16 protein-coding genes are annotated in these 19260 nt (G+C 64.8%); 6 read left to right on the forward strand and 10 right to left on the reverse strand.

The window, feature by feature from the left end:
* Together WCB02_RS27210 and WCB02_RS27215 are read right to left on the reverse strand one after the other, a co-directional pair.
* Nucleotides 1-3479: AsmA family protein (locus WCB02_RS27210; protein ID WP_423962849.1), on the reverse strand; the 3479-nt coding region annotated here is incomplete at its 3' end.
* 175 nt (nucleotides 3480-3654) lie between these two features.
* Nucleotides 3655-4887 carry a cytochrome P450 gene (locus WCB02_RS27215; protein ID WP_423962850.1) on the reverse strand — a complete coding sequence of 411 codons (1233 nt, stop codon included), beginning with the start codon at nucleotides 4885-4887 and terminating at the stop codon, nucleotides 3655-3657.
* Nucleotides 4888-4990: 103 nt separating this feature from the next.
* Between WCB02_RS27215 and WCB02_RS27220 the strand changes: the two genes are divergently transcribed.
* Nucleotides 4991-5602 (forward strand): TetR/AcrR family transcriptional regulator, encoded by a 612-nt coding sequence (locus WCB02_RS27220; RefSeq protein ID WP_423962851.1) that lies wholly within the window; start codon nucleotides 4991-4993, stop codon nucleotides 5600-5602.
* Between the two features lie 10 nt (nucleotides 5603-5612).
* Here WCB02_RS27220 and WCB02_RS27225 read toward each other — a convergent pair whose 3' ends face one another.
* On the reverse strand, nucleotides 5613-6914 hold the full coding sequence (locus WCB02_RS27225; protein ID WP_423962852.1) for an MFS transporter: 1302 nt from the start codon (nucleotides 6912-6914) through the stop codon (nucleotides 5613-5615).
* A gap of 465 nt (nucleotides 6915-7379) precedes the next feature.
* Here WCB02_RS27225 and WCB02_RS27230 point away from each other — a divergent pair, with 465 nt between their 5' ends.
* On the forward strand, nucleotides 7380-7598 hold the full coding sequence (locus WCB02_RS27230) for a hypothetical protein (protein ID WP_423962853.1): 219 nt from the start codon (nucleotides 7380-7382) through the stop codon (nucleotides 7596-7598).
* Nucleotides 7599-7602: 4 nt separating this feature from the next.
* Nucleotides 7603-7830 (forward strand): hypothetical protein, encoded by a 228-nt coding sequence (locus tag WCB02_RS27235; protein ID WP_423962854.1) that lies wholly within the window; start codon nucleotides 7603-7605, stop codon nucleotides 7828-7830.
* Between the two features lie 856 nt (nucleotides 7831-8686).
* Here the strand turns inward: WCB02_RS27235 and WCB02_RS27240 are convergent.
* The 6 genes from WCB02_RS27240 to WCB02_RS27265 all read right to left on the reverse strand — a co-directional run bounded on the left by WCB02_RS27240 (nucleotide 8687) and on the right by WCB02_RS27265 (nucleotide 14580).
* A complete protein-coding gene (locus tag WCB02_RS27240) occupies nucleotides 8687-8962 on the reverse strand; it encodes a hypothetical protein (protein ID WP_423962855.1) in 276 nt (91 codons plus the stop codon).
* Nucleotides 8963-9265: 303 nt separating this feature from the next.
* The gene (locus WCB02_RS27245; RefSeq protein ID WP_423962856.1) at nucleotides 9266-10015 is read right to left on the reverse strand and encodes an ABC transporter ATP-binding protein; all 750 of its coding nucleotides are present in this window, start codon (nucleotides 10013-10015) and stop codon (nucleotides 9266-9268) included.
* A complete protein-coding gene (locus tag WCB02_RS27250) occupies nucleotides 9996-11798 on the reverse strand; it encodes an ABC transporter permease subunit (protein ID WP_423962857.1) in 1803 nt (600 codons plus the stop codon). Before WCB02_RS27250 ends, WCB02_RS27245 begins: the two co-directional genes overlap by 20 nt.
* On the reverse strand, nucleotides 11798-12655 hold the full coding sequence (locus WCB02_RS27255; RefSeq protein WP_423962858.1) for a branched-chain amino acid ABC transporter permease: 858 nt from the start codon (nucleotides 12653-12655) through the stop codon (nucleotides 11798-11800). Before WCB02_RS27255 ends, WCB02_RS27250 begins: the two co-directional genes overlap by 1 nt.
* A gap of 22 nt (nucleotides 12656-12677) precedes the next feature.
* Complete coding sequence (locus WCB02_RS27260; RefSeq protein ID WP_423962859.1) at nucleotides 12678-13868, reverse strand: ABC transporter substrate-binding protein; 1191 nt, start codon at nucleotides 13866-13868, stop codon at nucleotides 12678-12680.
* Between the two features lie 271 nt (nucleotides 13869-14139).
* Complete coding sequence (locus tag WCB02_RS27265; RefSeq protein WP_423962860.1) at nucleotides 14140-14580, reverse strand: DoxX family protein; 441 nt, start codon at nucleotides 14578-14580, stop codon at nucleotides 14140-14142.
* 100 nt (nucleotides 14581-14680) lie between these two features.
* On the opposite strand from WCB02_RS27265, the gene WCB02_RS27270 reads away from it, so the two are divergent.
* The 3 genes from WCB02_RS27270 to WCB02_RS27280 all read left to right on the forward strand — a co-directional run bounded on the left by WCB02_RS27270 (nucleotide 14681) and on the right by WCB02_RS27280 (nucleotide 18694).
* Complete coding sequence (locus WCB02_RS27270; RefSeq protein ID WP_423962861.1) at nucleotides 14681-15598, forward strand: LysR family transcriptional regulator; 918 nt, start codon at nucleotides 14681-14683, stop codon at nucleotides 15596-15598.
* 290 nt (nucleotides 15599-15888) lie between these two features.
* Nucleotides 15889-16881 carry an ABC transporter substrate-binding protein gene (locus WCB02_RS27275; RefSeq protein WP_423962862.1) on the forward strand — a complete coding sequence of 331 codons (993 nt, stop codon included), beginning with the start codon at nucleotides 15889-15891 and terminating at the stop codon, nucleotides 16879-16881.
* A 94-nt stretch (nucleotides 16882-16975) separates the two neighbouring features.
* A complete protein-coding gene (locus WCB02_RS27280) occupies nucleotides 16976-18694 on the forward strand; it encodes a SulP family inorganic anion transporter (protein ID WP_423962863.1) in 1719 nt (572 codons plus the stop codon).
* A 227-nt stretch (nucleotides 18695-18921) separates the two neighbouring features.
* Here WCB02_RS27280 and WCB02_RS27285 read toward each other — a convergent pair.
* The coding region (locus tag WCB02_RS27285) for a sensor histidine kinase (protein WP_423962864.1) at nucleotides 18922-19260 on the reverse strand (339 nt) is incomplete at its 5' end.

Below are 19260 nucleotides of genomic sequence, written 5' to 3' on the forward strand. Positions count from 1 at the left end.
GTCGAAGGCGGTGCAAAAGGCGGCTCCGTCGGCGGCGGTTCGCCACGCTCGATCGAATCGAGCCGTCGGGTTTCGCGATCGATCGCTCGCACCGCCAGCCATGACGACAGCCCGGTCACATCGACCGTGCGGTTGAGCGCGTCGGGCGAACCCGCGGCGAACAGCTGGATCTCCGGGCGGCTGTTCTGGGAGCCGATCGACGTCGAGCTCAGGCTGGCGCGAATATCCGCCTGGTCGGCGGGAATGTCGTAGCCGCCCGAGATAATGGCGCGCGCGCCTTGCGAGTCCAGCGTGGTCGCGTCGATGCGAAGCCGTCCGTCCCTGATCGTGAACGGAATCTGCGCGGTGTCGACCGGCAAAACGCCAGCAGACAGCACCGGCTCGACGATCTGCCGCAGCCTTGTATCGCCGGTCGCCTGGCCCAAATCGCTGGCATGCAGCGCGACATCGAAGGCGCGCGGATCAAGGCCCGCGATCGATGCTTTTTCCAGCGTCGCGGTGCCGCTGCCCGACAGCGCACCGAGCAAGGCCTGAACGCTGCGGCCCTGGCTCATCAGCGTCATCTCGAGCGAGGTGCGGCCGGCCGGCATCTTCAGGCCGCGATAATGCAACGCGCCGCCGTCGACACCGGCGAGCTCGACATGTGCATTCAGCGTCATGCCGTTCACGCCCGGCCGGGCGTCGATGGTGGCGCTCACCTCGCCGTCGCCGATGCGCCCCTTCAGCGCATCGAGTGTCAGCGATTGTCCGTCGCTCTTCACCACCCCGCTCAGCGGACGCAGTTCGCTGCCGCCGGGAAGCACGCCGCTGAGAGCCTGGAACGCGACGCGGCCGCGCCAACCCTGCACCAGCCCCTCGCCGAGCGGCTCCGCCGCAGCGTGACCGGCGGCGCCGATCGCAAACGCAAAGGCGGCCGGCAGATCAAGCGTGTCGAGCCCGATTTCGCCCTCGACCTCCCTGCCCTGATCCAGCGTCACCGCCAGATGCCCGCGCAGCCGCGAGCCCGTCGCCACGCTATCGAGATCGTCGAGCGTCAGACGGTTGCCGGCGAGCGCGGCATGCGCGAACAGCCTGATGTTCTGCGCCGCGCGGTCCGAGGGCTTGAAGCCAAACAACGGGGCCAGATTGACGCTGCGGACTTTCAGATTGACGCTGGCCGTGGGGACGTCCGCCCAGGGCTCGGCGGTGCCCTCCGCTTCGCCGTCGAGTCCGGCCCCCCACAGCCTGGCGTCCAGGCGCAGTGGCGTGCCCCACACGAAACTCGCCGTTCCCTGAAATTGCGCAGCGCCGTCGCCGGCTGCGACCGCGTGATCGAGCCCCAGCAGCGCGATGAGGGAATCGCCGCGCGTTGCGAGCAACTTCGATTCGACATTGATCTCGCTGTGACGCAGCCGATCGACATCGGCGGCACGGAGACTGCCGAGTTCAGGCTTGGCCGTGATCGTCACCGTGCCCTTGAGCTGCGGCGCATCGAGATCGAGAACCGCGCGCGCATTGCCGTGATCAGCCTGTTCGGAGGTCTTGTCGGTTATCTTGCCGAGATCGAGCGCCAGCTTGAGTCGCGTCGGCCCCGGTGGGCTCGCCATCGCATCGAAACGCGCGGCGACCCGAGGCGCGAACGGGGCGACCAGTGTACCGATCCCGCCAAGCGAGCCCGCGCTCGCGGTCAAATCCAGTCTGCCGGTCGCTGCCACGCGGTCAAAATTCCCAGCGCCTTCGAGCATAACACCGTTTGGCCGGCCGATCTTCAACTGCTCGAGCGAAACCGCGTTGGGACTGTAGGCGAATTTTGCCTTGAACGGACGCCATTCCTGCCCCGACGATACAGCGCTGCCGGCATCGAGAGAAACCGTCGCCTGTTCCGGCCAATGCGGATCCGGGCCGGCAAGCGAACGCACCAGGGCGGACGCCTCATCGAGATCGAGATGATTCGACGTCAATGCGGCTTCGAGGCGGGAGATGCCGCCCGCGGGCGGTGTTGTCAGTGCGACATGTCCCTCGACGGCGCCACCGTCGATCTCGGCCTTCAGACCATCGATCGCGAAGTGATCGGCGCTCGCGATCATCGCGCCGCCGACGCGCAGCGGCTTCTGGCTGCGAAGCGCGACATCGGCGCGACCCTGCAGCCACGCCATCAGCACATCGGGATCCGAGGATGCGATGTCGAAGGCGCCCGAAAAATCGCCTGATGAGCCGGCCGGGGCGGCGTTGGCGTCGGCAGGAAGACCGTAGAAGGCCGCTTGAAAGCTGACCTCGGTCGCGCCAGGCGCGCGAACATCCAGCCGGTCGATCGACCACGAGAGCGCGTTACTGTGCAGTTCGGCGGACAGGGTCTGCAGCGGACGGCCGCCCAGCATGATCTGCTCGGCATTGACCTCGATCTTTGCCGGCAGCGGCGGCTGCGGCAACTTCGCCATCAGCGTGCGCATCCCCGACAACAGCCGTGCCGGATTGGCGGAAGTGTCGGGGTTGCCGTTGTCTTTGCCGTTGTCATGATCGTTCTTGGCATCATCCTTGACATCATCCTTGGCGAAGAACCTGTCGGCATCGAGCTGGCGGGCGGCCAGCGCAACGTGCAGCAGCGGCGAGGCGCCAAATCTGACGTCGCCGGAGCCCGCGAATTTCAACGCGCGCTCCTCGACGCCATAGCTCGCCTCGATCTGATCGAGCAGAGCCGCTGCATGATCGACCTTGACCCGGGCCGAGATCTTCCAGGGCGTTGACGCAGTCTCACCGGTCTTCGGCTTGGGCTGCGGCGGAGCGGCCAGCGTCATGAGGCCCTCGAACCGCGGCACGCGCGCCGCGAAATTGAGCACGCCGTCGAGGTCGGCCGCCAGCGGACGCGCGCCGGGATCGATACTGAGATGAACCCTTGTGCCGGCGTTGTCGGCATTCTGGCCCGACGAGATGCGAAACGGATAGCGCGTTCCGGCCAGCACGAAACTGCCGTCGCCGCGCACCGATCCGGCCAGCGAGCGCACATCGCCCGAGAACGCGATGTCGTTCAGCTCGATGGTGGTGTGGCTGGCGGCGTCGTGCAGCGCGGCACGGCCGGTGAGATTGAGGCGGTCGATCGACAGCGATGCAAAATTGAACGTTCCGTTGGAGGCCGGCAGATCGAGCTTGCCTTGCCGGTCGAGGCCGACATCGAGCGCCAGGCCGCTGATGGTGAGTTGGTTGGCGCGCCACTCGCCACGCATCAAATCGCCCAGGCTGAACTCGATATCGAGCTTGTCGGCGCGCACCTTGCCGAGGTCGTTGGCGCCGCCGACCGTCAGCGACCGCAACCTGAGCGTCGGCGTCGGCAATAGCCGCGCGTCCAATGCACCGGCCACCCGCACGGGGGCGCCGATCACCTTGGTGGCCTCGGCCTCGAACTGTGGCCGGAACTGGTTCCAGTCGATCAAATACGGCCCGATCAGCGCCGCGATCAGGGCAAGGATGAACGCAATGGCCAATCCGAGCAGGGTCGTCTGCACGGGTTCTCCCCTTGGGCAAACTTCGAGGCGGCCCATCCGCCGCAGCAAGCCGCGTCAGCGTATCTATATAGTGACAAGTGTGGCGAAGTCACAGCAATGCCGCGTGAGGGCCCCAACTCTGGCGATCAAGCCTGGCAGTAAGTTTGACGTCGCCTCTGACGTCGGACCGAGCGCCTCACCAGCTGGCGGGAAGCCGCTTCAAGCCCCGCAGCACGAAGGTCGGCCGCCACGCCGGATTGTCCGCGTCGTCAAGCCGCAGGGCGGGCAGGCGCCGCAGCAGGGTCGAGATGGCGATTTCAGCCTCGATTCGTGCCAGCTGAGCGCCGAGGCAATGATGGATGCCGCCGCCGAACGACAATGGGCGCACATTGGGACGGGTAATGTCGAGCCGGTCGGGCCGGTCCGGATAGACCGCGGGGTCGCGATTGGCCGACCCCAGCAGGCAGAGCACGCTCTCGCCCTTCGGGATTTTCTTGCCGCCCAGGTCGTCGATGTCCTCGAGCGCCACCCGGCCGGTCAGTTGTACCGAGGAGTCATAGCGCAGGAACTCCTCGACGGCGTTGGTGATGAGCGAGGGATCGGCCTGCAACAGCGCAAGCTGGTCGGGATTGCGGAACAGCGCCAACAGGCCGTTGCCGATCAGATTGACGGTGGTCTCGTGGCCCGCACCGAACAACAGGATGATGTTGGCGGTCAGCTCCTCGTTGGAGAGCTTGCTGCCGTCTTCCTCGGCCTGCACCAATTGCGTCGTCAGATCGTTGCCGGGATTGCGGCGGCGCAGTTCGAACAATTGCTGGAAATACATCCGCGCCATGGCGTTGCCGGCATTGGCCTGCGCGATCTCGGCCGGCGTCAGCGGCACCGGATCGAGCAGCCGGCCGCCGTCGCGCGAGCTCTTGTAGAACACCTCGCGATGCTCTTCGGGAATGCCGAGCATGTCGCAGATGATCGTGACCGGCAGGCGAAACGCGAAATCCTCGATCAGGTCCATGTGGCCGCGCTCGATCACGCCATCGAGCGTCCGGTCGACGATCTCCTGGATGCGCAGCCGCATGTCCTCGACCCGGCGCGCGGTGAAGGCTTTCACCACCAGGCCGCGCAGCCTTGTGTGATCGGGCGGATCCTGCTGCAGCATCCAGTGGCTCATGCTGCGGAACACCGGCTCCTCCATGATCTCGGGGCCGTAGCGGCGAATGCTGCGCGCGACGAAATCCTTGCCGAAGCGTTTGTCGCGCAGCACGAGACTGGCCTCGGCGTAGCGGCTGGCGACGAACGCGCCATGCTGCGTGAGGTGCATCGGATCGGAGGTGCGCAGCCGCGCATAGGACGGATAGGGATCGCGAATGAACTCCGGCGACAGCGGATTGAACAACGGCTCGCTGCTCGCAGTCTGGACATGCTCGTTCATGGGAGACCTCATGCGTTGCCGAGATAAGATGCCCCGCCCAAATCCGGTACACGAAACTCGATACACTATTGTATCGAGTTGCATTCTGACGTAAACTGCGCCGATGTCAAGACTTCGCACCAGACCGACGCGGGATGATACCTGCGAGAAGCTGTTCGAGGCGGCGGCGCGCGTCTTCGAAGAGCAGGGGATCGGCGGCGCCAGCATCGAGGCCATCGCGGCCGAAGCCGGCTTCACGCGTGGCGCGTTCTACTCGAACTTCAAGAGCAAGGATGAATTGATCATCGCCATGCTGGAGGATCACGTCGCCCAGTCCATTCGACGCAATCTCGATCTGCTCGCCCGGCACAGGACGCTTGCGGATTTTCTCGACGCGCTGAAGACGATGGATCGCAGCCGCCAGGACCCGCTCGGCCGGTCTCCGCTGTTGCACATGGAGATGATCCTGTTCGTGGCGCGCGCCGAACAGCGCAGGCCGGACCTCGCCAAGCGTCTACGCGCCAGGCGCAAGCTGGTCGCCGATATCGTCGAGACCACATTGAGGAACGACGGCCGCAAAAGAGCGCGAAACCCGGCATGGATCGCCGCGATCGTGCTGGCGCTGGAAGATGGCTTCCGCCTGCACCGCCTGATCGATCCGGAGACGACGCCCGCCGACAGCTTCCTGCGGGCGATCGGCGACCTGCACGGCGCCATCGGAATTTCGTCCGCCTGACATGACGACTTCAGCTTCCCGCTCCGGCTTTGGCATGGTGCAAGCGGCCCGCCACCGCGCGGACCTTCCCCGGCGAGGCCTGCCAGATCGCGATCGCGGACAAGGCGCTGACCGCGATCCCGATCGCAAATGCAATGGTGTAGTCGCCAGTCAGATCGTGCAGCAGCCCGGTAATCCAGGGGCCGGCGGCGCCGCCGGCCAACGATGCCAGCATGATGCAGCCGAAAATGCTGCCGTAATGCGGCCCGAGAAAGATTTCCAGCACCACGGCGCCCATGATCGAGGTCAGCCCGTAGCCGAGCGCGCCCTGCGCGAACACCATGAGGTAGATCAGGACGAAGCTGGGTTGATATTTCAGCGCGATCAGCGCGCCGAAGCAGATCGCAAAGCCTGCGCAGGCGATCGCCCAGATCGCTTCCCGTCCGATGCGGTCGGATAAGTGCCCGAGCACGATCTGGCCGGGAATCCCGAGCAGGCTGACGAAGCCTAGCGCCCACACCGCGAGGTTCGGGCTGAAGCCGATGTCGAGCAGGAATTTGGTCTGGTGCACCTGCACGGCGTACCAGATGTACAGGCCGCAGAAATAGCCGAGCGCGATCCACCAGAATCGCGCGGTGCGAAGTGCGCGCGGCAGCGTCCAGTCGATCGCCGCCCAGGCGGGATCGATGATGTTCGAGAGCGGCTTCTTGGCTGTCGGATGCGGCGCGGCCTCGCCGTCGGGCCGCAGCCCGATGTCCTCGGGCCGCTTGCGCAGCAAGAGATTGATCGGCGCCAACACGATCAAAACCATCAGCCCCATCGCCGTACAGGCGGTGCGCCAGCCGGTCGCCTCGATCATCCGCTGCACCCAGGGCAACAGCGTCACCGAGCCGATGCCGACGCCGGCAAACGCAATGCCCATCGCCAGCCCGCGGCGGCGGATGAACCAGTTCGGCAAAAACAGCGATTGCCCGGAATAGCCGAGACAGATGCTGCCCGCCCCGACCATCACGCCGATGGTGACGTAGAGATGCCAGGGCTGGCTGGTCAAAGGTGCCAGCAGCAATCCTCCCGCCATCAGGGCGACGCCAAGCTCCATCACGGCACGCGGTCCGGCGCGATCCATCAGGCGGCCGATCAACGGGCTGACGATGGCCGAGACCACGAAGCCGAACGAGAACGCACCGGCGGTGACGCCGCGCTCCCAGCCGAATTCCGACAGGATCGGCGGGAAGAACAGCGAGAACGCGGTCCGCGCGTTGACGCCGATCGCCATGGTGACGAAGGTCACGGCGACCACGACCCAGCCGTAGAAGAAGGGCAGCCGGCGCATCAGTCGTCTCTCTCCTTGATGTTGTTTGCGCGCTCGATTTGCAAGACCGTGCCGAACGGTCGGGTCGTCGCCAGGCTGCCTGTTTTTCGGATCGCGTTCTTGCTTCTTCGGAGCATCTGCAAGAGGGATGGTCAAGACCATGACGCGGCATGCCTGACTGGCGAGCCTGGATGGCCTATCAAATCCGGACGCACGTTTGTGTGCCGCCGCGCCGATCTCGCCCGGACGGCCGCGCAGCCGACGCTGCAGGCCGCGGCGGACAATTGTCCGAAAGACTTTGACAAATATCAACTCGCGCAATCCGCGTCGAAAACATCTCGGACAATGAGGTTTGTCTGCGGCGGATAACACCCATTGGGCCGCGCAGTTGCGCGGGACCGGACGGGCTTCGGGCCCCCAACAAGACCTCCTTAGTTAGGCTGAACGACCTTGACCTGACTGGATGACCCCACCACGATCGAGATCATGCGTTTCGAGATTCTTGGGGACATTTCCGACATCGAAACTTTCGCCACCGGATCCGGCATTCGCGAGGTTGCGCGGCTGCGACGAATCTACGGGCGCTGGCGCAAGCGCCTAGCGCGCGTACGATTATCCGATGGCTCTATTCATATGGCTGAGTTACATTGGTATGAAGCGGCCGGTATCGGGCGCAAGGAATTCAAGATCAAGCATCTGCTTTGAACCCATGACAAAGTCACAAGCAAAACAACTGGTCGTTTGCGTGGACAACGAGGGCTATCCGGCTTCGCTGGAGAAACGCAAGATCTACGTTGCCCTTCGCGATGCCGCCGCCGAGAAACACGGCCTGCTTCGGATCATCGACGAATCCGGCGAGGATTATCTCTATCCGAAGTCCTTCTTCCGCACGATTGCGCTGCCGCAGGCGGTCAGACGAGCCGTGCTGGCGGCGTAAGATGCAGACGGCGTACTCATAAATCGAGCCCTATTGCTCTTGACCAATATCCGCGATGCACCGGTCGCGACGGAATTCGGCCGCGCAGCAAAATGACGCGATGTGCCAAGCGGACCTTCTGCCCCGGTAGATCAGGCTTCACTCCCCAAGGGTCATGACGAACCAAGGGTCATGACGAATTGACGGTGCTGTTCGAGCCACTCTGGATGTTGGAGTGCGGTAACCCGCACGCACGATTGAACGCATTCGTCACAAATGACGCCTGCCGTTTGCTGGCCCCTTCGATTCACTGAGACCCCGTTGACCATGGCTAAAGCATCCTGCCGCTCCTTTCCGCAAAACGAGCAGATCATGTCCGAACTCGTCATCACGCACCACCTATCCGCAAGGAGATTGTGATGCCGGGTGCCGAGTGGCGTCCACTAGCCAAAGCTGTGCGAGACGGCTGATGATGCTTGGACGCGTCCTGCTGTTGCCCTTTGGCGGCGGAGTTTCATCCGCGACATGAGCAGCCACATCGTGTGCCACACTGGGCAAACGCCGAAAGCCCTCGGGAATATACCGCAGCCCGAACCAACCGCGAACCATGGCCGTTGTCGGCCAATGCCGGGCGAAAAGGTCACCAACGGCCCAACCATTGTCAAGCAAGCTCAGCGTCTCATGACGCCTTTGGGCCCAAGCAGATGATCTCCGATAGCTCGCCGCCAAATAGACCATTGCAGGCACAAAGCCGCGCGTGACCCCAGCCCTGTATACTTCTTGCGCCTTCTCGGACCGTTCCGTTCGTTCGAAAAGACACCCGAGACAGACAAGTCCATAATCCGATCCGGCCTGATATACGCGAACCAGCCATTTTTCAGCTTGCACCAAATCCTTTGTAGTGCCGGTTGCTGGAAGAAACATTTGTCCTACCGCGGCCATCGACCAAACTGATCCGCTCTCGGCGAGCGCAAGGAAATTGCTTAAATGACTCCGCCTTATCGGTCTGCTCGTAAGCTTCGTACACCGCGGCCGGGTCCGTCTCTCGCTGCATGATTTCAACATGGTTACTCTGCTCGTAGAGCCAAGCGTCCATTTTCTTGTCGAACTTCGCGTGCGCAGTCTCACACATCTTACACAGGATGCATTTCATCTCACGGCCCTCCGACGCTCATATAATAGCGAATTGGCGGAAAACTTAGGGGAGACAATCGGTAAAGAAAGTGAACGGAAGAATTGCTGGGTTTACCGAATGTCCGAATGTCCTGCTGGTACATCGCTCGTAACCGCCATCAATAGAATACGAGACTGATTTTAACGGCTTGCTAGGTCTGCGGACTGCACGACAGATACGGACTCTGGCCTCACTGTCCGCCTCGGGTCAAGGGTCGCCGTGGCCGGCAGGCCTATTGCGCGGACCCGGTAGGCTCGATCCGCTCAACAACAAGTCGGCGCGTCAGCCCGCCGCCTGGGCGTGGCTTTCGTGGCCGAAATAGGCGAGCTCGAGCCGGTGCGGCAGATCGCTCTCGCCGGTCTTTGCCTGTAGCACGATATGGCCCTGGACCAGCGCGTAGACCCGGTCGGCTGCGGCCAGCGCCTTTTCCAGGAGTTGCTCGACCAGGAGCACCGCGGTGCCCTGCTGGCGCAACTGGCCGATGACATTGAGCACGCGATCGACCAGCACTGGCGACAGGCCGGCTGACGGTTCATCCAGCATCAACAACCGCGGCCGCCGCACCAGTCCCTGCGCCACCGTCAGCATCTGCTGCTGGCCGCCCGACAACGCGCCGCCGCGCTCGCGGCGCTTTGCGGCGATCTCGGGGAAAAGCGACAGTGCCTGCTCGATTCGCACCGCGCGCTCGGCGCGCGGCAGATCGTAGCCCGCAAGCAGCAGATTGTCGGTCACCGACATCTGCGTGAACACCCGGTGGCCCTCGATGACATGCACGAGGCCTGCGCGGGCCGCGTCGCGCGGCGTGATGCGGGTGATGTCGCGGCCGGCGAAATGCACCTCGCCGGCATTGACCGGCAACAGTCCCGACACTGCGCGGAGCAGCGTGGTCTTGCCGGCGCCGTTCGGTCCGAGCAGCGCCACCACCTCGCCCGCCGCGATCGTCAGATCGACGCCATGCAGCACGCGGATCTTGCCATAGCCGGATTCCACCGCGCGCACAGCGAGCAGCGGTTCAGCCGCCGAGATAGGCACTGACCACCTCCTTGTGGATGCGGATTTCGGCCGGCGTGCCGGCGGCGAGGATGCGGCCGAGATTGAGCACGGTGACCTGATGGCAGATATCGAAGATCAGGTCGGCGTGGTGCTCGACCAGCAATACGCCGCAGCCGCGGCCGCTGATCGCCTTGATCAGCTCGGCCAGCCGGGCGATCTCGCCGGTGGACAGGCCCGCAGCGGGCTCGTCGAGCAGCAGGAAATCGGGATCCAGCATCAGCGCGCGGGCGATCTCGATGAAGCGCAGCTCGCTGTGCTGCAGGCGGTCGATGCGGACATCGGCGAGCGTTTCGAGACCGACGATTCCGAGCAGCGCGCGCGCCTTGGCCGCGAGCATCCGCTCGTCGCGCCAATTGCGCGGCAACGCCAGCAGCGCCTCGACGAAACTGGCCTTGCCCTCCACCGTGCCGCCGATCATGACGTTATCGAGCACCGAGGCCTCGCCGATCACGCGCGGGGTCTGAAAGGTGCGGGCGATGCCGTGCGTAGCGCGCAATGCCGGCTGGCCCGGCGGCAGCGTCTCGTCGCCCAGGGTCATGGTGCCGGCCTTGGCGGCGTAATAGCCGGAGATCACGTTCAAGGTCGTGGTCTTGCCGCTGCCGTTGGGGCCGATCAGGCCGTGAATCTCGCCGGGCGCGATGTCGAGATCGAGGCCGTCGATGGCGCGGACATTGCCGAAACTGAGCGCGACGCCACGCAAGGAGAGCTGGCGGCCGCCCTTGCTTCGGCGCAGGATCTCGGCCAGCGCCGCCGGCCGCGGCACGATGGCGCGATTGCTGGCGAGCGGACGGCGGTTGCGGAAATCCAAAAGTGCCGCAATGCCCCCCGGCATCACCAGCACGATCAGGAGCAGCAGCACCGCATAGAGAAAGGTGGACCATGCCGCGAGGGGAGCGGCGATCTCCGGCAGCACGGTCAGGATCATGGTGCCGAGCAGCGGCCCGAGGATCGAACCACGGCCGCCGATCAGGATCGCGATGAAGAACAAGACCGACAGATCGAAGGTGAAGGCATCCGGCGTGATATAGGTCTGCAGGCTCGCGAACAGGCCGCCGGCGATCGCCGCCAGCGCGCCGGCGAACAGGAAGATCGCGATCAGCGTGCGCGGCTTGGAGATACCGTGGGCCTCGGCCGCGACTTCGGCGTCGCGCACGGCGATCAGCGCCCGGCCGAAACGGCTGCGCGCGACATTGGCGCTCATCCAGGTGGTGAAGGCGGCAAACGCGACGCAGAGGAAATAGAAGCCCCATGGCGAGTTGAAGGGCTGCGGAAACTCGGGCCCGGCAATGCCGATGCCGCCGCCGGTGACGCTCTGCCAGGCCAGCGCGATCTGGGTGACGATGGTGGCAAAGCCGAGCGTCGACATCGCGAAATAGAAGGTGCGCAGCCTAAGCGCCGGCAGGCCGACGATCACGCCAAAGACCGCGCCGACCACGCCCGCGATCGACAACGCCGCGAACACCGGCAACGCCGGCATCACATTGCCGGCCGCCAGCACGCTCGTGGTATAGGCGCCGAGCGTGAGCAGCGCGACATAGCCGATCGCCAGATGTCCGGCGAAGCCGACCACCAGGTTGAGGCCCGACACCAGCACCCAGTAGATCGCCATCCGGGTGCCGATCAGCGCCCAGTAGTCGTTGCTGACCAGCGGCATGATCAGCGCGGCTACGAGGATACCGAGAAACGGCGCCAGATGCGGCAAGGCCGCGCGCCAGCTCGCCGCTGTTTCGCTGCGCGGGGACACGGCGGTGACTGCGGTCATCACACTCTCCGCGCGGTCGAGGCGCCGAACAGCCCCTGCGGCGCCGCCAGCAGAACCACGATGAACAGGCTGAAGACGGCGACGGAGGAGAAGATGCCGCCGACCAGGAAGTTCGCCGCCTGCTGGAACAGACCGAGCGCCAGGCCGCCGACGATGGCGCCACGGTTGTTGCCGAGTCCGCCGAGCGCCACCGGCACGAAGCCGTAGAAGTTCAACAGCGCGCCGTTGGCGAAAAACGCCAGCAGCAATTCGCCGCCGGAAAATCCGGCGACGCCGCCGATCACGCCGGCCAGCGCATAGCTCGCGATCCGCAGATTGCGCTCGGGCAGGCCGAGTGCGCGCGCGGCGAAATTGTCCTCGGCGATCGCGAGGAAGGCACGGCCCACCAGGGTCCGGCGGTACAGATATTCGAGGCCGAGGATGGTGATCGCGCAGGCTGCGACCGGCAGCCAGAATTTTTCGTCCCAAACCCCGCTGCCCCAGCCGACCAGCCGCGGAAACGGCTGCGGCTCGGTGCCCCATTCGATCGCCGCGACCTGCTGGATCATCAGCGCCAGCGCCAAGGTCGAGAGCACGTAGAGATGCTGGTCGAGGCTTTTCAGCACCGGCCGCACCGCGACGAACTCGGTAATGACCCCGATCAGGGCGCAGCCGAGCAGCGTCAAGACGAGGCCGACAATCAGCGGCAGGCCGAGCTTGAGCATGAACAGCGAGCCGAGCACGCCGCCGAGCATCGCCAGCTGGCCCGCGGTGAAGCTCATCACCCGCGAAGTGGAAAACATCGTGTTGTAGGTGATGCCGACCAGCGCGTAGACCGCGCCCGCCGCAAGACCGGATGCAAGGATGGAGGCGAGCATGGCGGTCTGCCCTGCCCTGGCTTCAGGAATATCCCGGCGCCAGCGCGAAGGTGCCGTTTTTCGCGGTCGAGGCTTCCGACATCACGATCTCGTCGGTCGGATAGCCATTATGCTGGATCGGCGTGAAGGTATAGTCGCCGAAATAGCCGGGATATTTGTTGAGCGAATTGAGATAGGCGACGATCCCCGCAGGCTCCGTCGCGCCGCTGCTCTCGACAGCCTTGGCGAACAGATCGATCGCATCGATGCCGCCGGCGACCCACCACAACAACGTGTCGTTGAGCGCCACGCCCGCTTTGGTCAGTCGGTCGACCAGGTCCTGGCTCTTCGGCGGCAATTTGCCCGATGCGTCGTAGCTGCAGCTCTTGTAGCCGATGGCGTAGACCTTCTTCCAATTGTCCGGCTTCTCGACCAGGCCCGCGATATCACCCGACGCCAGGGAGGGATGGCCGACGAACGGCACGTCCCAGTTCATCGCGGCGCGGGTGTTGAACATCCGCGCCTCCATGCCGGTCGTCACGCTCCACACCACGATGGCTTCGGCGCCGGCGTTCTTGGCCCGCAGCATGTCGGGGGTCATGTCGGGCTGGGTAGCATCGATATTGGCCTGATAGACCACATCGGCGCCATCCTTCTTGAAGGCCGCGACCGAGGCGCCTGCCGCGGTCACGCCATAGCCCGTGGTGTCGCCGATCACCGCGACCTTCTTCACATGCAGCACGTTCAGGCAATAATTGCGCACCGCATCGTCCCATTGGCTGTTCGACGGCGCCATCCGGAACGCGCTGGGGAATTTCGCGGGGTCGATCAGGCTTTCGACCACGCAAGGATGGATGTTCGGCATCCTGGCGCGCGCCATGATCGGTGTCGTCGCCAGCGCCTCGCCCGAATTGAACGGCCCCCAGATGCCGTGAACCCTGGCCTGGCTGATCAACTCCTGCGTCGCATTCACCGCCTTGCTGGGATCGCCCTGGGTATCGCGCATCATGATCTCGAGCTTGCGTCCCTTGACGCCGCCCGAGGCATTGATGGCCTCGACGGCGAAATTCACGCCGCGATTGAAACCCAGCGTCGGCGCCGAACTCGGCCCGGTCATCGCCGCCAGACAGCCGATCCTGATCGGCTCGGAGTCGGCGATCGCGGGCAACGACAATGACGCCGCGCCGAGCGCGCCGGCGCCGCCCAACAATACGTCACGACGTGAAATGGCCATGCGTTTCTCCCGCTCGTTTCCTTGACCCGGCGCCCGTCATTGGTGCGGACATCCGTCTTGTTTTTCCCCGGCTCATGGCCGAGGTTTTGCGTTTTCGGATTTGAGCCGGATATCACCAGCTTGTCCAGAGCCTCCTCACACCCGCTCAGACTCCTGGTGCCACAGCTGCGCGGCGGTGGGTTTGCGCTGCCGATCGACAAAAAACGGCGACGCGAAAGCGCCGCCGTTTTCACTGTCGAAGAGATGAGCCGCGCCTTGCGGCGCTGCTCACTCAATGGGAATGTACGCCGCTCAACTCGCCGCGCCCGACATTGAGGCGCGGGGCACGCAGCGCATAGGCGCCGTCGCCCAGCAGGGCCTGAACGATGAGCGCGACGATCCAGAATGCCGGATATTCCCAGCCGCCATGCGGGTTGTTGAAGAAGAAGCCGGCCGCACCATGCACCGTGAAGATGGCGCCGAGCAGGATCGGCGTCACAGCGACGGCGACTGCGCGCGTCCAGACCCCGAGGATCAACGCAATGCCGCCCAGGACCTCGGCGGCGATGACCACATAGGCAAGCTCGGCCGGCACGCCGACGCTGGCAAAGAATTTCGCCGTTCCGGCCGGGGTGAAGGTGAAGATCTTCAGGCTCGCATGCGCGAGAAAAAGCCCGCCCAAAGTGAGGCGGAGCAGCAGTGCGGCATAGGGAGCGGTTCGGGAATCGATCATGGCAGTCTCCTGAGGGGTCTGAAAGTCAGTAACTCATTCCCAGAAGAGAGTTAATCAGGTAATATGAAAAGACAGCTCACACCGTGAGAGTGAAATAGCCATGCTGGATCGCCTCAAGGGATTTGAGGTCTTCGCCAAGGTCGCGAGCACAGGCAGCCTGTCGGCGGCGGCACGGGCGATGGGCCTGTCGCAGACCATGGTCACCAAACATCTGGCGGCGCTCGAGGCGCGGCTCGGCACAAAACTGTTTCACCGCACCACGCGGCGGCTTTCGATCACCGAGGCCGGCCGCCTCTATCTGGAAGCGTCCGAGCGCATTCTCGCCGACGTCGAAGCCGCCGACGCCGCGATTGCGGCCGACCGACTAGAGGCGCGCGGGCTGTTGCGGCTCAACGCGCCCGTCGTGTTCGGCGCACGGCAGATCGCGCCGCTGCTCGCCGAGTTCGTGCAACGCTATCCGCAGGTCGACGTCGAGCTCGGTCTCAACGACCGCCTGGTCGATCTCGCCGAAGAGGGCTGGGATCTGGCGATCCGCATCGGCAGTTTGCAGGATTCAAGTCTGGTGGCGCGACGGATCGCGCCGTGCCTGACCGTGGTCTGCGCGGCGCCGTCCTATCTCAAAAGATGCGGCGCGCCACGCAAGGTTGAAGACCTCATCAATCACAATTGTCTTGGCTACACGCTGTCGCAATCCGGCGCCGGGCGCTGGAGCTTCGGCCGGCAGGCGGAGATCGACATCCAGATCACAGGCGACCTGCGCGCCAATAATGGCGATGCGCTGTGCGCTGCGGCCGTCGCCGGACAGGGCATCATCTACCAGCCGACCTTTATCGTCGCCGACGATCTGCGCGCAGGAAAGCTCGTCGCGCTCGCACTGGATCGTCCGACCTCCGAACTTCTCGGCGTTCACGCGGTGTATCTGCCGGATCGCCATCCGCGAGCGAAGGTCCGCGCTTTCATCGATTTCATCGCGACGCGCTTTGCCCCGGAACCGCCGTGGGATCGCGGGCCGGTATGATCACGCAACCCCCGCGCGCGATGATTCATCGCGAGTCGCCCATCATGCTCCAGCCCATTGTTTGGGCATGATCGCGACGCAAACGCTTCGTGTTTGTTAGCTGCTCTCACGGCGTGGTCACTCCGATCCGCCGCAACCGCCTTGCACACGGTAACAAGGTAGGACGGCCGTAACATTTTAAACACGTTCCCGCCGCATCTACGCGCGTCGAGTGTTCCTCTCCGTCAAAAACCTTGCCTTGACGTGCCGTCATCTGGCAGTCCGGGCAAGGAGGCTTGCCGGGGGTATGGATGCGACGCCGTGAATTCCTTGCGCTCGCCAGCGGCACGGCGGCGACATGGCCGCTTGCGGCCAGCGCGCAATCCGAGCGGATGCGAAGAATCTGCGTGCTGATGGGGCTGGCGGAAAACGATCCGGCCCAGCCCTTGATCATAGCCACGTTCAACAAGGCGCTGGCGGATCTCGGCTGGCGCGTGGGCCAGAATGTCCGGATCGAGTATCGCTGGGGCGGCGGTGATGTCGAGAAGATCCAGATCGCCGCGCGCATCTTCGCCGAGCAGGCCCCCGACGTGATCGTCGGTCACACCGCACCCGTCGTCGCCGCGCTCAAGACGCAGACCCGCACCATCCCCATCGTCTTCGCGCAAGTGCTCGATCCGCTCGGCGCTCACCTCGTCGACAGCCTGGCGCATCCGGGCGGCAACATCACCGGTTTCACCAATCTCGAGCCTTCGATGGGCCCCAAATTGCTGGAGCTGTTGAAGGAGGTCATTCCATCCATCAGCCACGTGGCGCTGATGTTCAACCCCGTCACGGCGCCACGAGGCGGATCGTTTTTCCTGAAGCCGACCGAAGCGGCCGCCCCGCTGTTGAACGTCACGGTGAGTCCGGCACCGGTCAACAATCCGGCCGAGATCGAACTCTTCATGGCGTCGCTGGCGCACCAGCCCAATGGCGGCCTTCTCGTCATGCCGGATATTTTCATCATGGCGCACCGGCCCGAAATCATCGCACTGGCGGCGCAATATCGCGTGCCGGCGGCTTATACCTACCGATTATTTCCTGCAGCCGGCGGATTGATGTCCTATGGCAGCGATCTGCTCGATCTGTCGCGCCGCGTGGCGCTTTATGTCGACCGCATCCTCAAGGGCGAGAAGCCGGCCGATCTGCCGGTGCAGATGCCGGCCAAATACGAGTTGGTGGTCAACCTCAAGACCGCGAAAGCTCTCGGGCTGGAGATCCCCTCCGCGGTGCTGCAGCGCGCCGACGCGGTGATCGAATAGCGGACCTGCTTCTGAACCTTTGGATGAGGCGCGCAGGGCTTGCCCCGCGCGGGCCGATCGGATTTGGTCGCGATTTCATCAGTGGAGTCGAGCATTGAAAAGCCCAGTCGTTGCGCCGCGATCGCATAAACCCTGGCCGGTATTGCGCTCGCTCGCCTCTTACCGGGCGGGCAGCGTTCCCGGCGACCTGATCGCCGGGCTGACGCTTGCCGCGATCGCGATCCCCGAACAAATGGCGACCGCGCGGCTTGGCGGCTTCTCGCCGCAGATCGGCTTCTACGCGTTCATCGCGGGCTCGCTCGGCTTCGCCCTGCTCGGCAGCAACCGCTTCCTGTCATGCGGCGCGGACTCGACGATCACGCCGATCTTCGCCGGCGGATTGGCGCTATTGGCGGCGTCCGGCTCGCCGGACTATCTGGCGCTGGCGGCGGCGCTCGCGTTGCTGGTCGGGCTGATGCTGGTGGCGGGCGGCCTGTTTCGTCTCGGCGGCATCGCCAACCTGTTGTCGACGCCGGTCACGGTCGGCTTTCTCGCGGGCATCTCCGTGCATATTCTGGTCTCGCAGATGCCGGGCGTGCTCGGCCTGCCCGCGCCCGGCGGACCGATGCTGCAACGCATCGCCGAAATGGTGCGCCATGTCGGCGACGCCAATCCGTTCACGGTCGCGATCGGGTTGGGCGTGCTGGCGATCGTCGCGATCTCCGAAGCCGTCAACGCGCGGATTCCCGGCGCGCTGATCGGTCTGGTCGTGGCGACCGCCACGGTGATCATGGCCGGCCTCGAGAGCAAGGGCGTGAGCGTGGTCGGGACCGTTCCGGGCGCGCTGCCGGCGCCGACATTTCCCGACATCTCGGTCGAGCGCTGGGCGCGCCTGGTCCCGCTGAGCCTTCTGATCACCATCGTCGTCATGGTGCAGACGGCCGCGACTACGCGCTCGTTCCCGAGCGATCCTGACAAGCCAGCCGATGTCGACCGCGACTTTCTCGGCGCCGGCGCCGGCAGCCTTCTGGCCGGCCTGTTCGGCGCGTTTCCGGTCGACGCCAGTCCGCCACGGACCGGCATCGTCGCCGAGACCGGCGGACAATCGCAACTGTCGGGGCTGTTCGCGGCGGCGCTGGTACTGGTGCTGCTGGCGTTCGGCGCCACGCTGCTGCGGCACGTTCCGGACGCGGCGCTTGGCGGCGTGCTCTTGTTCGTCGCGCTGCGCATCATCCGCTTCAGGCAAATCCTCACGCTCTTCCGGGAGTCGCTTGGCGAGTTTCTGTTGATCGTAGCGACCGCGGCCGCGATCATCGTGTTGCCGATCGAGCAAGGCGTCGGGGTTGGCATTACGCTTTCGCTGGTGCACGGCATCTGGAGCACGACGCGTGCAAGGATTGTGGTGTTCGATCGCGTGCCGGGAACGACGATCTGGTGGCCGAGCAATCCGCATGTCGCTGGCGAACAGATCCCCGGCGTGATCGTCGTGGGGCAGCAGGCGCCGCTGTCCTTTCTCAACGCCGCGAACTTCCGGGCTGACGTGCTGCATCGTCTGCAGATGGCCGACCCGCCCCCTCGGCTGCTGGTGCTGGAAGCCAGCGGCATGCCGGAGATCGACTTCACCGCGGCGCAGGACCTGCTCGAACTGTTCAGGGAATGCCGCGAACAAGGCATCGCCGTCGCGGTCGCCCGGCTCGAATCGCTGCGCGCGCAGGATGCCTTCATGCGCTTTGGGCTTTACGAGGTGCTGCCGAAAGACCACGTCTTTCACAGCGTCGACGAAGCCGTCCGCGCGCTGGCCCCGAACGGCCAAACCCGATCGCAAAATGTGTAGCACACCATCGCAGCGTCGTCCCGGCCAAACGAGCAACGCGAGCGCTGAGCCGGGATCCATAACCACAGGCGGGTGGTGTCGGGCAGGCTGAGGCCACGTCGGATGTCAACAACGGGTCTCTGTGGTCATGGATTCCGGCGTTCGCCGGACGACGACGGAGTTATGCCTCCTGTCCGAGGAGCAATTGCGCGTGGCAAAGCGCTGCCCAAACTACCAACTCCCAAGCGTCACGACGCCTGCGGCTGCGCGGCGCAAGCGGCGGACTCGACGGCAGCCGCACGCGGCAATCGGATGCGGATGCGCGCGCCGCCGCCCGGGCGATCCTCGATTGCAACCGTGCCCCGGTTGCTTTCCACGATCTGCCGCACGATGGTGAGCCCCAATCCGGCGCCGCCACTGTCGCGGTTGCGCGAGGCATAGAGCCGGTAGAACGGCTCGAACACATGGTCGCGCTCGCCGGGCGGAATACCAAGCCCGCGATCCTCGACCCACAACTCGACGAAATCTTCTGCCTCGGTCAGCGCGATGTCGGCACGGCCGCCGTAGGCCAGAGCGTTGGCGACGAG

Source organism: Bradyrhizobium sp., assembly GCF_049581145.1.
In the GTDB taxonomy this organism is placed as follows: Bacteria; Pseudomonadota; Alphaproteobacteria; order Rhizobiales; family Xanthobacteraceae; genus Bradyrhizobium.